This window comes from Thalassospira sp. ABD4_177, from assembly GCF_056160125.1.
The window spans coordinates 1,947,305-1,961,825 of the sequence record NZ_JBSWWO010000001.1 but is presented as its reverse complement, the minus strand read 5'-3'; the positions used below and the strand labels follow the sequence as shown (position 1 = coordinate 1,961,825).

16 protein-coding genes are annotated in these 14,521 nt (G+C 55.8%); 9 read left to right on the top strand and 7 right to left on the bottom strand.

Annotation, left to right across the window (positions count from 1 at the left end):
- Positions 1 to 16 precede the first annotated feature (16 nt).
- Both gmk and ACXAF0_RS08960 read right to left on the bottom strand, forming a co-directional pair.
- Positions 17 to 649 (bottom strand): guanylate kinase, encoded by a 633-nt coding sequence (gene gmk, locus ACXAF0_RS08965; RefSeq protein WP_475345534.1) that lies wholly within the window; start codon positions 647 to 649, stop codon positions 17 to 19.
- A 21-nt stretch (positions 650 to 670) separates the two neighbouring features.
- A complete protein-coding gene (locus ACXAF0_RS08960) occupies positions 671 to 1,555 on the bottom strand; it encodes a YicC/YloC family endoribonuclease (protein WP_475345533.1) in 885 nt (294 codons plus the stop codon).
- 193 nt (positions 1,556 to 1,748) lie between these two features.
- Between ACXAF0_RS08960 and ACXAF0_RS08955 the strand changes: the two genes are divergently transcribed.
- Positions 1,749 to 2,540 (top strand): SDR family NAD(P)-dependent oxidoreductase, encoded by a 792-nt coding sequence (locus ACXAF0_RS08955; RefSeq protein ID WP_475345532.1) that lies wholly within the window; start codon positions 1,749 to 1,751, stop codon positions 2,538 to 2,540.
- Between the two features lie 62 nt (positions 2,541 to 2,602).
- On the opposite strand, the gene mltG is transcribed toward ACXAF0_RS08955, so the two are convergent.
- The 5 genes from mltG to fabD form a co-directional block, all read right to left on the bottom strand.
- Entirely contained in the window at positions 2,603 to 3,577 is a 975-nt protein-coding gene (gene mltG / locus ACXAF0_RS08950) for an endolytic transglycosylase MltG (RefSeq protein WP_475345531.1), read from the bottom strand.
- A gap of 28 nt (positions 3,578 to 3,605) precedes the next feature.
- Positions 3,606 to 4,865, bottom strand: coding sequence for a beta-ketoacyl-ACP synthase II (fabF, locus tag ACXAF0_RS08945; protein ID WP_475345530.1), 1,260 nt, complete (start codon positions 4,863 to 4,865; stop codon positions 3,606 to 3,608).
- A gap of 87 nt (positions 4,866 to 4,952) precedes the next feature.
- The gene (locus ACXAF0_RS08940) at positions 4,953 to 5,189 is read right to left on the bottom strand and encodes an acyl carrier protein (RefSeq protein ID WP_008890547.1); all 237 of its coding nucleotides are present in this window, start codon (positions 5,187 to 5,189) and stop codon (positions 4,953 to 4,955) included.
- A gap of 169 nt (positions 5,190 to 5,358) precedes the next feature.
- Positions 5,359 to 6,099 carry a 3-oxoacyl-[acyl-carrier-protein] reductase gene (gene fabG / locus ACXAF0_RS08935; RefSeq protein ID WP_475345529.1) on the bottom strand — a complete coding sequence of 247 codons (741 nt, stop codon included), beginning with the start codon at positions 6,097 to 6,099 and terminating at the stop codon, positions 5,359 to 5,361.
- 42 nt (positions 6,100 to 6,141) lie between these two features.
- Positions 6,142 to 7,083 (bottom strand): ACP S-malonyltransferase, encoded by a 942-nt coding sequence (gene fabD / locus ACXAF0_RS08930; protein ID WP_475345528.1) that lies wholly within the window; start codon positions 7,081 to 7,083, stop codon positions 6,142 to 6,144.
- 637 nt (positions 7,084 to 7,720) lie between these two features.
- On the opposite strand from fabD, the gene rpsF reads away from it, so the two are divergent.
- From rpsF to ACXAF0_RS08890, 8 genes are all read left to right on the top strand, one after another.
- The gene (gene rpsF / locus ACXAF0_RS08925) at positions 7,721 to 8,098 is read left to right on the top strand and encodes a 30S ribosomal protein S6 (protein ID WP_008890544.1); all 378 of its coding nucleotides are present in this window, start codon (positions 7,721 to 7,723) and stop codon (positions 8,096 to 8,098) included.
- Positions 8,099 to 8,120: 22 nt separating this feature from the next.
- The gene (gene rpsR / locus ACXAF0_RS08920) at positions 8,121 to 8,354 is read left to right on the top strand and encodes a 30S ribosomal protein S18 (RefSeq protein WP_033067602.1); all 234 of its coding nucleotides are present in this window, start codon (positions 8,121 to 8,123) and stop codon (positions 8,352 to 8,354) included.
- Positions 8,355 to 8,401: 47 nt separating this feature from the next.
- Positions 8,402 to 9,340 carry a DUF2232 domain-containing protein gene (locus ACXAF0_RS08915; RefSeq protein WP_475345527.1) on the top strand — a complete coding sequence of 313 codons (939 nt, stop codon included), beginning with the start codon at positions 8,402 to 8,404 and terminating at the stop codon, positions 9,338 to 9,340.
- Complete coding sequence (gene rplI / locus ACXAF0_RS08910; protein WP_475345526.1) at positions 9,340 to 9,963, top strand: 50S ribosomal protein L9; 624 nt, start codon at positions 9,340 to 9,342, stop codon at positions 9,961 to 9,963. Before ACXAF0_RS08915 ends, rplI begins: the two co-directional genes overlap by 1 nt.
- A gap of 207 nt (positions 9,964 to 10,170) precedes the next feature.
- Positions 10,171 to 11,715, top strand: a complete 1,545-nt coding sequence (locus ACXAF0_RS08905) for a replicative DNA helicase (protein WP_475345525.1) — start codon at positions 10,171 to 10,173, stop codon at positions 11,713 to 11,715.
- Positions 11,716 to 11,757: 42 nt separating this feature from the next.
- Positions 11,758 to 12,879: an alanine racemase gene (gene alr / locus ACXAF0_RS08900; protein WP_475345524.1), complete on the top strand. Its 1,122-nt coding sequence runs from the start codon at positions 11,758 to 11,760 to the stop codon at positions 12,877 to 12,879.
- A gap of 58 nt (positions 12,880 to 12,937) precedes the next feature.
- On the top strand, positions 12,938 to 13,711 hold the full coding sequence (locus tag ACXAF0_RS08895) for an MlaE family ABC transporter permease (RefSeq protein WP_475345523.1): 774 nt from the start codon (positions 12,938 to 12,940) through the stop codon (positions 13,709 to 13,711).
- A 17-nt stretch (positions 13,712 to 13,728) separates the two neighbouring features.
- A complete protein-coding gene (locus ACXAF0_RS08890; protein WP_475345522.1) occupies positions 13,729 to 14,505 on the top strand; it encodes an ABC transporter ATP-binding protein in 777 nt (258 codons plus the stop codon).
- Positions 14,506 to 14,521 lie beyond the last annotated feature (16 nt).

Here is a 14,521-nt window from a genome sequence, read left to right as displayed (position 1 = left end):
ATTGTCATATTCTGTATCAGTCGGTCAGAAGCTTTTTGACAAAGCCCGGCAAGCCGGTTTGTCGTTCACGTTTGATCCGTTCGGCGCCGATAATGTGTTGAACATCGGCGATGCAACGATCGAGATCATCATTGATCAGCACATAGTCAAATTCTTCCCAATGGCTGATTTCCGCACCGGCCTTGGCCATGCGCTTCATGATCACATCATCAGCATCCTGCCCACGGTCCCGCAGGCGGCGCTCCAACTCGCCCGATGATGGCGGCAGGATAAAGACCGACACAACATCGTCGCCGCCCTTGTCGCGCAGCTGACGCGCGCCTTGCCAGTCGATATCAAACAGCACGTCACGCCCTTCCGAAAGGGCCCTGTCCACCGGGCCAAGCGGCGTGCCATAGTAATTGCCAAACACCTCGGCCCATTCCAGCAACTCGTCATCGGCGATCATGTGTTTGAAATCATCAACCGACTTGAAGAAGTAGTGTTTGCCTTCTTCCTCACCCGGGCGGGCTTCACGCGTTGTTGCCGATACCGACAACGATATCTTGTCATCATTTTCAAGCAACTGACGGGTGATGGTCGTTTTGCCGGCACCGGACGGGGCACAGAAAACCAGCATCACGCCACGGCGGTTATGTGGATCAGTCATCAAACTTCCTTCCCTGCCCGCTTATTCGACGTTCTGAACCTGCTCGCGGAGCTGATCAATGATCACTTTAAGCTCCATCCCGCAATTGGTCAGCTCAATATCATTGGCCTTTGAGCACAAGGTGTTGGCTTCGCGATTGAATTCCTGACAGAGGAAATCAAGCTTGCGCCCGATTGATCCACCCTTTGAAAGCATGTCGCGGGCGGCCGTAATATGCGCTTTCAGGCGATCAATCTCTTCGCGGATATCGGCCTTGGTCGCCAGGATCGCGGCTTCCTGATGCAGGCGTTCCGGATCGAACTTGCCCGCATCCATCAATTCTTCGACCTGACGTTTCAGGCGGTCCTTGATCGCCTCGGCACGGGCGGCTTCACAATTCTGGGCGCGGGTGACGGTTGCCTCCATATTATCGATATGCCCGCGCAGCATCGCATCAAGTTTTTCGCCTTCTTCCGCACGGTGGGCGGCCATCTGATCGATCGCCTCATTGAGGCTTGCCAGCACAGCGGCATCATTGGCGTCCCGGGTTGCTTCGTCTTCCTGTGGCTCATAGGCCTCAAGCACGCCACGTACATTCAAAAGGTCGGCAATCGAGCCGCCCGTCAGGCTGCTGGTATTATCAAATTCCTCGGCGATCTGGACCAGTTCGGAAAGCAGTTCCCGGTTCACCGAATAGGCATTCGTATCACCAGAACGCGACACATTGAGCGTGACGCCCATATTGCCGCGCTTGAAACGTTTGGACACCGCATCGCGTACCTTGGCTTCAAGGCGTTCGAACCCGCCATTCAGACGCAAGCGAACATCAAGGCCCTTGCCATTGACGCTGCGCAACTCCCAGGTCCAGCCAAAACCATCTGCTGCGCCATCAACGCGCGCAAAGCCGGTCATGCTTGAAACGGTCATACTTTCATCCAATCTGCTTTTGTGTTTCGGCGTTTATAACGATTGCCCCCAATTCCGCCAAGGGTGAACACCGATCATCCATGCGATATCGACAATATGGTATTGATTGCTGCTGTTTCATAATGCTGCCCTATTGCTGCAGCATGTTCCGCGAAAATCAAAGTCGATAATTCAAAACCGCGTAAGAGCGAAAATGTCCTTTCAGTACAATGCCATTCTGATCACGGGTGCAAGTTCCGGCATAGGGGCGGCTCTTGCCCGCCATTTTGCCCGCACCGGCGTGACGCTTTTTATCAGCGGGCGCAATCAAACGCGCCTGCAACTGGTGGAAAATGATTGCCGGGCAGCCGGAGCAAATGTCTATGCCGATGTTCTGGATGTGACATCCCGTGAAACCATGGAAGCCTATGTCACCCATTGTGACGAAATCGCCCCGCTCAGCCTTGTGATCGCCAATGCCGGTATTTCGGCCGGGACCGGTGGGCTTGGTGAAAGCCCCGAACAAGTCCGCGATATCTTTGCCACCAATGTTGCCGGTGTGCTCAACACTATTGATCCGGCGATCAAGGTTATGCGCACGCGCAAGCGAGGTCAGATCGCCCTTGTCGCATCACAGGCTTCCTGGCGCGGTTTGCCCTCTGCCCCGGCCTATTGCGCCAGCAAGGCAACGGTAAGAGTTTACGGAGAAGGGTTGCGCGGCGCACTGGCATCTGATGGGATAAAGGTCAATGTGATCTGCCCGGGCTTTGTCAAAAGCCGCATCACCGATGCCAATGATTTCCCGATGCCGTTCTTCATGCAGGCCGACAAAGCCGCCCGCAAGATCGTGCGCGGCCTTGAACGCAACAAGGGCATGATCGCCTTCCCCTGGCAAATGAACCTGATCATCGGGATGCTGAAGATGGCGCCGCAATGGCTGCTTGATCTTGCCGCCTCAAAGATCCCGAAGAAAACATCATCGCCCGACAGCCCAAGCGACCCTTAAAACAAGAAAGGCGGCATTCACATGATGCCGCCTTTGTCATTTTCGCCCGATCACGAGCCAGCTTATTGCCCGTCACGGATCCGCCGCCATTTGGCGACATTGCGATTATGCTCCTTGAGCGTACGGGCAAAGGCATGGCCGCCCGTACCATCCGCAACGAAATAGATATCCTCGGTCGCGGCCGGATGCAGGACAGCATAAAACGCGTCACGGCCTGGATTGGTAATCGGGCCCGGCGGCAAGCCAGCGGTCACATAGGTGTTATAGGGGCTGTCAAAACGCCAGTCCTTGCGCGTCAAGGCGCGCTCAAGACGCTTGTCCGGGCTGATGGCATAGGCAACTGTTGGATCAGACTGCAGGCGCATCCCCCGACGCAGTCGATTGACAAACACCCCGGCAACCCGCGCACGTTCGCCCGCAACACCGGTTTCGCGCTCAACGATGGAGGCCAGAATGACCGCCTCTTCAACGGTATCGAACGGCAAGCCTTCCTGACGGCCCGGCCAAAGCTGCTCGACCATCTCGTCATGGGCCGCACGCATGCGCTCAATGATGCTTTGCTTCGTATCCCCAAACGAGAACTGATAGGTTTCCGGCAACAGTGTGCCATCCGATGGAATATCGGTGATCTCGCCATCAAGCCCGTCAACCAGATTGATCCGCTCAACGATTTCACCGGAACGGAGCCCTTCGGGGATGGTGACAAACCGTTTGACCGTGTCACCGGTCGCAAGGATTTCTGCCGCCTGCTTCGGACTGACACGCGCCGGGAAATGGTATTCCCCCGCACGCAGTGACCGGTCCAACTGACTGACACGGACACCTGCCAGGAAGATCAGCGGCTCGGTGATGATGTTTTCACGTTGGAAAATCTCGGCAATACCGCGCACACCGGTCCCCTGCGGGATGATGATGTCGCGTTCCTGCGCCATGTTACTGGGGGATGTGTATTGCACATAAACATACACCGCTGCCCCACCTGTGGTGAGAGCAGCGGTGATGATCAGAAAGCCAAGAAAAAGCAGAAAACGCTTCAAGGGAATGCTCCCGGGTTTGCTCTGCTGTTTAAACGGCTTTGAACACAAGCGACGCGTTGGTGCCACCGAAGCCGAACGAGTTCGACAGCGCAACATTGACTTTGCGCTTTTTGGCTTCCAACGGAACCAGATCGATGCCTTTGCAGGCTTCCGAAGGATCGCGCAGGTTCAGGGTCGGCGGAACGACGCCTTCGTGGATCGCAAGGATCGAGAACACTGCTTCAATCGCACCGGCAGCACCGAGAAGGTGACCGGTTGCCGATTTGGTCGAAGACATCGACATGCTCTGGGCATGATCGCCAAACAGACGTTTGACGGCACCCAGTTCGATTTCGTCGCCCAACGGAGTCGAAGTACCGTGGGCATTTACGTAATCGACGTCTTCCGGGTTCAGACCCGCATTGCGGATCGCATTGCGCATCGAACGGAAACCGCCATTGCCGTCTTCGGCCGGTGCGGTGATGTGATAGGCATCACCCGACATGCCGTAACCGGCAACTTCGGCGTAGATCTTCGCACCACGCGCCTTGGCGTGTTCGTATTCTTCAAGAACGACACAACCGGCACCTTCGCCCATGACGAAACCGTCACGGCCTTCATCCCACGGACGGGATGCTTCGGTCGGCGTGTCGTTGTAACCGGTCGAAAGCGCACGTGCAGCAGCAAAGCCCGCCATGCCAAGACGGCAGACAGCAGCTTCGGCACCACCGGCAACCATGACATCGGCATCACCGAGCATGATCATGCGGGATGCGTCGCCAACGGCGTGTGCACCGGTCGAACATGCGGTCACAACCGCGTGGTTCGGACCTTTAAGACCATGTTTGATCGAAACCTGACCAGAGACCAGGTTGATCAGGCAGGACGGAATGAAGAACGGACTGACGCGGCGGGTCTTGCCGTTATTGACCAGATCGGTTGCTTCGGAAATCTTGGGCAGACCACCGATACCCGAACCGATCAGAACGCCGGTGGATTCCTGATCTTCTTCGGTTTCCGGCTTCCAGCCAGAATCCTCAAGTGCCTGATCGGCAGCAGCAATCCCGTAGACGATGAAATCGTCCATTTTTTTCATGTCTTTGATCGAGACATGATTTTCAGCGTTGAAAAGTCCGTCACCCTCACCGCGCGGCACAAGGCCTGCGATCTTGGCAGGGATATCCGACACGTCAAACGTATCGATGCCTTTGATCCCGGATTGGCTGTTCAGCAGTTTCTGCCAAGTATTCTGTGCACCGCTTGCAAGCGGAGTAACAGCACCAATACCGGTAACAACTACGCGTCTCATCCCGCATTACGCCTTTATTTTATGAATCCAGCAAAGACGAAAAGGGCGCCTGAGGATGCCCTCTGGCGCCCATGTCTGACAGCAAACTTAGCTGTCCGCCTTTTCGATGAAGTCGATCGCGTCTTTAACGGTCAGAATTTTTTCAGCCGCGTCGTCCGGGATTTCACAACCGAACTCTTCTTCAAACGCCATAACCAGCTCAACGGTGTCCAGGCTGTCTGCGCCCAGATCGTCGATGAAGCTTGCGTTTTCAGTGACCTTGTCTTCTTCAACACCGAGGTGCTCGACAACGATCTTCTTCACGCGATCTGCGACATCACTCATAGCTCAAATCCTTCAATAGGTTTTCTGTCAGTAGTGTAAACGTGGTGCCCGTTCCATCCCCCTATTGAAGGAGTTCCCGGGAACCGGAAACCGACAACAAACAATCGCCAGTTTCAATATTTGGTATAGCGGCCTCTTTTAAACAGAAAAGAAGGCAACCCGCAACGGGTTAAATCATCGCCATTCCGCCATTCACATGCAAGGTCTGTCCTGTGACATAAGCAGCTTCGTCACTCGCAAGATACAGAACCGCTGCTGCGATCTCTTTGCTGTCGCCCATGCGACCTGCCGGGATACCGCCCAAAAGCTTCTCTTTCTGGGCATCTCCGAGTTCTTCAGTCATCGCCGTGGTGATAAAACCAGGTGCCACACAATTTACCGTGATCCCGCGTGCAGCAACTTCCTGTGCCAGCGATTTCGACCAGCCGATCATGCCGGCTTTGGCTGCGGCATAGTTGGTCTGACCCGGGTTACCGGTCACACCGACGATCGAGGTGATATTGATGATGCGACCATGACGGCGTTTCATCATGCCGCGCAGCGAGTTGCGCGCAAGTTTGAAGGCCGAGGTCAGGTTGACATCTAGAACCGCCTGCCAGTCTTCGTCTTTCAGACGCATGGCAAGCTGGTCACGAGTGATGCCCGCATTGTTGACCAGAATATCCAGCTGACCGCCAAGGGCTTCTTCAGCATTTTTGATCAGGCTGTCGACCGACTCTGAATCCGAAAGGTTGGCCGGAACAACAACTGCGTTACTGCCAATGTCGGCAGCAACCGCTTCGAGGCGTTCCTGACGGGTCCCCGACAGAGCAACCTTCGCACCAGCGTCGGCCAGAACCTTGGCGATTTCGCCACCGATACCGCCGGTCGCACCAGTTACGAGTGCTGTTTTCCCTGCAAGATCAAACATAGATTTTCGTTCCCTTTGGGTTCGTTTGTTTTCCGGGTGCTCTTAAAGAGACCCAAGGAATGCTTCGATATCTGCCGGACCGTTGACAGCCGTACCACTCAGTTCGCGGTCAATGCGGCGTACCATACCGGTCAAAACCTTGCCTGCGCCGATCTCGACCAGATCGGTGATGCCCTGCTCTTTCATATAAAGAACCGTCTCACGCCAGCGCACGGTGCCGCAAACCTGCTCTACAAGGAGTTTACGAATGGTTTCCGGATCGTCTGTTTTTTCAGCCGTCACGTTGGCAACGACCGGTTTGCCCGGCGCATTCATGGTTACAGCGGCCAGTGCTTCTGCCATGCGATCGGCGGCGGGCTGCATCAGGGCGCAATGGAACGGTGCCGATACCGGCAGCAGGACGGCGCGCTTGGCACCCTTTTCCTTGGCGATTTCAATCGCGCGTTCAACAGCGGCCTTGTGACCGGAAACAACGACCTGCCCGCTGGCATTGTCATTGGCCGCGGTGCAAACTTCGCCCTGGGCGGCTTCTTCGGCAACGGCAACGGCATCGACATAATCAAGCCCAAGAAGAGCTGCCATCGCACCGACGCCGACCGGAACAGCAGCCTGCATTGCCTGACCACGGATTTTCAACAGACGCGCCGCATCGGCAATGGCAAAAGTGCCCGCCGCCGCAAGGGCTGAATATTCACCAAGCGAGTGGCCCGCGACCAGATCGCATTTGTCGGTCAGGGTGAAACCACCTTCGTTTTCAAGAACGCGGGTCACGGCAAGGCTGACCGCCATCAGAGCCGGCTGCGCATTCTCCGTCAGGGTCAGTTCGTTTTCCGGTCCTTCGAACATCAGTGCGCTCAGCTTTTGGGAAAGCGCGTCATCAACTTCCTGGAAAACTTCGCGGGCAACCGGAAATGCATCTGCCAGTTCCTTGCCCATACCTACCGCTTGCGACCCCTGGCCGGGGAAAACGAGTGCGCGTGTCATTATATAACTAAACCCTTGTCAGCTTCTACGAAGGCTGTGCCGAAATCCGGCCCCTTGAAATTGAGCCACCCTTGATAACGTGCGTTAGCGCACTGTCAAGAACTGAAACCCGCCGGGCGTGATCCGTTTCATGTTTCCAAGCCCTTAATGATGCACTTTATAAATACAGGCATGCTGTTTGGGGCTTAATATCGCGTCAGCGCGTTTATGGCATATTTTGCACCATTTACGAAGGATTGCCTGTTGCGCAGCGCACAAAACGCCCCGGTTTGCCACCCTGTCGCGGGGTCAGGCCGCGCACAGACCGACCGCCGCCATTTCCGGGGCCCAGCCCCCCAAGAACGCGTGCGGAGCGGCTCAAAAGCCCCCTTCCCAAATCCACGCATGACGGTTATCACAAAACCGCAACGCTGACCCAATGCCATGAAGGAGTCAGAAACCAGCAGTTTCCTGCGGATCATGGAGAATTGATCCGTCCATCCCGTAAACGGCAAAAAGCTGCATTTGGCGTTGCACTCATGGGTGAAAAGTGTATATTCCGCCGTCTCACGGCTCCTTGCCGGGATCGCCCGGCTATGCCTGCATGGCACGAGGTCATGTCAGGAAGAGATAAGCCAAAAGGAGTAATAGGAGTATTATGAGCAAGTACGAAAGCGTGTTTATCGCACGTCAGGACTTCTCGACCGCACAGGTCGAAAGCCTGAACGAAAAGCTGACCCAGACCATCGAAGGTCTCGGCGGCAAAATCGCCAAAACCGAATATTGGGGTCTGCGTTCCCTGGCATACCGTGTCAAAAAGAACCGCAAAGGCCACTATACCCTCTTCCAGATCGAAGCTGACAAAGACGCGATCGCGGAATACGAGCGTCAGATGCGCCTGAACGAAGACGTTCTGCGCCAGATGACTGTCAAAGTTGACGAGTTCGAAGAAGAACAGTCAGCAATTCTGCGCAACCGCGACGAGCGCGGCGGCCGTGGCGGTAATCGCCGTGGTGGTCCCCGTCAGAACGGCTAACAGATAGCGAGGAGATAATATCATGGCTGGACGTCGTCTGTTTTTCCGTCGTCGCAAAACCTGCCCGTTCTCGGGTGCGGATGCGCCGAAGATTGACTACAAAGATGTCAAACTGCTGCAGCGTTTCGTTTCCGAACGCGGCAAAATCGTTCCGAGCCGTATCACTGCGGTTTCGGCCAAGAAGCAGCGCGAACTGGCGAAAGCCATCAAACGTGCACGCTTCCTGGCGCTGCTGCCTTACGCAGACCAGGTCTGAGGCAGTCGGCAAGAGACCCTTTTGAGGTCTCGGGCCGGGAGTAGATGATGCAACGTGATACCCTCATAGCGATCGGGACCGGACTTGGCAGTGCCGTTCTGTTCCTGCTGGTTCTATCAGGAAATCCGTTTGCTCTTTTGCTCTCATACTTCGGGCATCTGCCGCTTTTCCTTACGGGATTGTGGCAAGGGCCCAAACGCCTGCTGGTTGCGGCATTTGCCGCATGTATTGCCCTCATCCTTATGGGGGGATTACTGCCCTTCACGGTCTTTATGGTCGTGTTTGCCGGACCGGCGATGTTGTTGACCCGCATGGCGCTGGTCATCCGGAAAGACGAAAATGGCAATCTTGCCTTTCTGCCTTCCGGAATTGTTGTAAGCGCCATGGCCGTCATGGTCGCGACGGTAATGATTTTCGTTACCGGAACACTGACGGCGGAAGGTGTGGACATTCAGGACTTCATCGCGAAGTTCCTGAGCCAGATGTACTCGGAAATGGGTGTCCCTATGACATCCGATGTTCAGGGTCTGATTGGTATGTTCCAGACGTACTTCCCGGCGATTGCAGCGGTGAGCTGGCTTTTGATGCTGTTCGCCAATGCGGCAATCGCACAGGCAATTTTGGTGCGTGCAGGCAAAAACCTGCGTCCGACACCAAGTATGGCAACCTTTGCCTTGCCTGGCTGGTCACTGTTTGCGTTTGCCCTGGCCGGGTTTACGGTCGGCTTTGCCGATGGTTCGCTGGCTTATGTGGCGCGCAACGTCGCGGTGGTACTGGCAGTGCCGTTCCTGTTTCAGGGATTGGCGCTGGTGCATGGGCAGGCAGCCCGATGGCCGCAAAAACGTGTAATTCTGACGGTGTTTTACATCGTCGCGGTTCTGTCCACTTGGTCGTTTATTGCGATCACCGGACTTGGAATTGTTGAGCATTTAATCAGGCTGCGGGGGAAAGAACCGATGACCCGTAGCAATGAGGAGGATCGGTGATGGAAGTTATTCTGCTCCAGCGGGTAGAAAAACTCGGTCAGATGGGTGACGTAGTCACTGTCAAGCCGGGCCACGCCCGCAACCGCTTGCTGCCGCAGGGCATGGCCCTTCGTGCAACCAAAGCAAACATCTCTGTGTTCGAAGCACAGAAAGCACAGCTCGAAGCTGACAACCTGGAACGCCGTAAGGAAGCAGAAGCTGTTTCCGAGAAGATGGGTGAACTCGCAGTCACCATCGTTCGTCAGGCATCCGATGTTGGCCAGCTTTACGGTTCGGTCACTGCCCGCGATATCGCAAACGCAGTAACCGAAGCAGGCTTCACTGTTGCCCGTACCCAGGTCGTTCTTGATCAGCCGATCAAGACCCTTGGTCTGCACCAGGTTCGCATCAACCTGCACCCGGAAGTTATCGTTGAAGTAACTGCCAACGTTGCACGTTCCGAAGAAGATGCCGCAGAACAGCTCCGTAAGGGCTCTGCTGTTCTGGGCACCATCGAGGAAATGGAAGCGGAAGAAGAGGAAGCTCTGGAAGCCGCTGAAGAACTCTTCGAAGAAGAAGTTCCGGAAGACGTTGCAGAAGCTATCGAAGCTGCTGCAGAAGACGAAGAAGAAACCAACGCTTAATTGCGAGGGTCTTCGACGACATTCAAAAACGGCGCATCCGCGAGGATGCGCCGTTTTCTTTTGAGTAGTTCAACGACCGCCTGAAAATTCTCCAAGCCATTTCAGAGGTCTGCGCACACCCCGACCCCTGCGCTGGCGGAATACCGGCTATGAGCACACGCGATTAACCCTTTGCGGTCATGCTGATGCCTGCTACCTTTTCGGCCCATGACAGATCCCAATTTAGATGCCCTGTTTGCCCCGCTTGAACCGGACCATGGTGACGACACCGATATGGTGCTCGAACGCATGGCGCCGCACAATTTCGAGGCGGAGGCAGCCCTTCTTGGCGCGGTACTCAATAACAACGCCGCCTATGAGCGCGTGTCCGATATCCTGCGCCCCGAACATTTCGCAGATGGGCGTCACGGACGCATCTTTGAAGCGTGCGGCAAGCTGATCGAACGCGGCCAACTGGCCAACCCGGTTACGCTGAAAGCCTATTTCAAGCAGGACGAACATCTTGCCGAAATCGGCGGTGCGCAATATCTCGCAGAACTGTCCAACAACCTCGTCTCGGTCATCAATGCCGGTGACTATGGCCAGTTGGTTTATGACCTGTATCTTCGGCGCGAACTGATCGAGCTTGGCGAGGAAGTCGTCAATGAAGCCTATCAGTATGAACTTGATACCGACGCCACCAACCAGATCGAAAAAGCCGAACAGAAACTGTTCTCGCTGGCGACCGCCGGTTCGGCAGAGTCCGGCTTCGTAGCCTTTGGCCCGGCTCTTGCCAAGGCGTATGAAAATATCGATCACGCCTATAAGAACGCCGGGCGGGTTGTTGGTGTCACCACCGGTTTGCGCGACATTGACCGCAAGCTGGGCGGTTTGCACCCGTCTGACTTGCTGATCCTTGCAGGTCGTCCGTCAATGGGTAAAACGGCACTTGCGATGAACGTGGCCTTTAATGCCGCCATCGCATCGCATCAAAACCGTGCCGCGGGCGAAGATACCCGCGATGAAACACGTACCGGAGCCGTTGCCGTCTTCTCGCTTGAGATGGCCGCCGAGCAGCTTGCCGGGCGACTTCTTTCGCAGGCGGCAGAAGTATCTGGCGATAACATGCGCCGCGGCGATCTGACCGAGCAGGACTTTGAGCGCCTGATGCACGCCACCCAGGAACTTAACACCGTTCCGCTGTATATCGATGATACACCGGCCCTTCCGGTCTCGACCCTTCGCACCCGTTGCCGTCGGCTTAAGCGCCAGCACGGCCTTGCGATGATCGTCGTCGATTACCTGCAGCTTCTGGCACCGCCGACCAACTTCCGCGGTGACGGCCGCGTGCAAGAAGTCTCCGAGATTACCCGAATGCTCAAGGCCATTGCCAAGGAGCTTGAAGTTCCGGTTCTGGCCCTGTCGCAGCTTTCACGTGCGGTCGAACAACGCGAAGACAAACGTCCGCAGCTTTCCGACCTTCGTGAATCCGGCTCGATCGAGCAGGATGCCGACGTCGTGATGTTTATTTATCGCGAACAATATTATCTCGAACGTGCCGAACCGGCCCAGCGCCCGGAAGAGGCCACCGACAAGTTCGGTGAGCGCTATTCGCAATGGCAGGACCGTTTGAACCACGTCTACAACACCGCAGAGGTTATTGTTGCCAAACAGCGTCACGGCCCGGTGGGCAACGTGCGCCTGTTCTTTGACGGGAACTACACCAAGTTTGGCGATCTTGATCACACAGAAGAAGAGTTTGAACAGGAATAAGGCCCAGGCCTTTCCATCAACGGATTCCACGGGGTATTACGAATGACCGTTCTTCCCGCCGTCGGCCGTGCTGCCGAGTGCGCGGAACTGCAGATCAATCTGAAAGCAGTTGCCGACAACTATCACACCCTGACCAAACGCTATACCGGGCGCACCTGTGCAGCCGTGGTAAAGGCGAATGCCTATGGTCTTGGTGCCCAGACAATCGTCCCGGTCCTCAAAAAGCAGGGCTGCTGCCTGTTCTTCGTGGCACATGCCAACGAAGCAGCCGAACTGTTCCCGCTCTTGCGGGGCGGCGGACGGATTGCAGTTCTGAACGGTGTTCTGCCCGGTGACGAGGCGTTCTTTATTGAAAATGACGTTATCCCGGTTCTGAATGATCTTGAGCAGATCGAACGTTGGTCAAACCTGTGCCGTGAATATGAACGTCCGGCCCCGGCCTTTATCCATCTTGATACCGGCATGAGCCGCCTTGGCCTGACGCCCAAAGAAGTCAGCGAGCTGGTTGATCGTTATTCATCGCTGCTCTACGGGTTTGAAAAAGCCGGTTACATGACCCACCCGGTCGCAGCCGACGAGGCGGAAAATCCGGTAACCAAGGAACAGTATGACCTGTTCATGAAATGGTACCGCCGTCTGCCGCCGGCCCCGCGTGGTTTCTGTAACTCGTCGGCGATTTTCCGCAATGACGACTACCATCTGGAATTCTGCCGCCCGGGCATCGCGCTTTGGGGCGGCAATCCGACCTCGGAAGCCACCAACCCGATGCGCTCTGTCGTGAACCTTAAGGTTAAAGTCCTGCAGGTTCGCGAGATCGATGAAAACCAGGCGGTCGGATATGGCGGCACCTGGACGGCCAAGCGTAAAACCAAAATCGCCACCCTTGCGGTTGGTTATGCGGATGGCTGGCTGCGCTCGCTGTCAAACACCGGCAAGCTGATCATCAACGGTTACGAAGTTCCCTATGTCGGGCGTGTTTCGATGGATGCGATCACGGTCGATGTCACCGACCTTCCGGGCAAGCCTCTCAAGACCGGGGACATGGTTCCGCTTCTTGATGAGAAGATGACGGTTGACGACGTTGCATCTGCTGCTGGTACAATCGGTTATGAAATTCTAACTTCGCTTGGACATCGCTACCGGCGGGTCTATACAGAGAACTGAAAAAACATAACCGGCCCAATAAAATAACCGGCCGATAACAGGGGACTTCGAAGTACAGATGCCGATCTTTGCGCCGGTTGGCCATATGTTTCTGACCTTTTTGGCCCTTGTCGGTCGCGTCACGGTCTTTGCGGGTCGCACGATTGGCCACATGGTCACACCAACGATCTATTTCCGCCTGATTCTCAAACAGATGCGTGAAATCGGTTATTTCTCGCTGCCGGTGGTGGCCATGACCACCCTGTTTGCCGGGATGGTTCTGGCGCTGCAATCATATTCCGGGTTCTCGCGTTTTTCAGCCGAAAGTGCGGTTGCGACCGTGGTTGTCATTTCCATGACCCGTGAATTGGGTCCGGTTCTGGCGGGTCTGATGGTGGCGGGCCGTGTTGGTGCGGCGATTGCCGCTGAAATCGGCACCATGCGCGTGACCGAGCAGATCGATGCACTGGTGACCCTGTCGACCAATCCGTTCAAATATCTGGTCGTGCCGCGTGTGGTGGCCGGCCTGATCACCCTGCCCGTTCTGGTTCTGATCGGCGATATCATCGGGGTTATGGGCGGTTATCTGGTGGGCGTGAACAAGCTTGGCTTTAATGACGGCTCCTATATCCGCAATACCTTCCAGTATCTTGAACAGCTTGATGTGGTGTCGGGCCTTGTGAAGGCCGCGGTGTTTGGCTTTATCATCACCCTGATGGGCTGCTATCACGGCTATCATTCCCGTGGCGGTGCGCAAGGCGTGGGTCAGGCAACGACCAATGCGGTTGTATCAAGCTCCATCCTGATCCTGATTTCGAACTATATCGTCACCGAACTGTTCTTCACGCGATAAGGGCCGGTGACAGGATCATGACCAGCACAGCCAAGATATCGCTTCGAAACGTCCACAAGGGCTTTGGCCCGAAAAAGGTGCTTCAGGGTGTCGACCTTGATGTCGCCCCCGGTGAATCGGTCGCCATTATTGGCGGATCGGGCACCGGCAAGTCCGTCACCCTGAAATGCGTGCTGGGTCTTCTGACACCGGATCAAGGATCCATCAAGGTCGATGGCGTTGAAATGACAACCGCCTCTCGGGCAGAACGCGAAGCGATGCTGGCAAAGACCGGCATGCTGTTTCAGGGGGCTGCGCTTTTTGACTCGCTCACCGTATGGGAAAACGTCGCCTTTGGCCTGATCGAAGGTCAGGGCATGAAGGCGTCCAAGGCGCGTGATCTTGCGATTGCACGGCTTGAAGATGTCGGGTTGGGGGCGGATATCGCCAATATGTCCCCGGCATCGCTTTCGGGCGGCATGCAAAAACGTGTCGGTCTGGCACGTGCTATCGCGACCGAACCGGAAATCCTGTTCTTTGATGAACCGACCACCGGCATTGACCCGATCATGGGCGATGTCATCAATGATCTGATCGTCAAATGTACCCGTGAACTAGGTGCCAGTGCCATGACCATCACCCATGACATGGCCAGTGCGCGCAAGATCGCCGATCGCGTCGCCATGCTCTATCAGGGCAAGATCATCTGGGATGGTCCGGTTGCCGATATTGACGGTTCCGATAACCCCTATTTGCAACAATTCGTTGCCGGTGATATCGAAGGTCCGCTTGAACTTGATCTCAAGCATCTCTGAATTCGGTCTGCCTGAC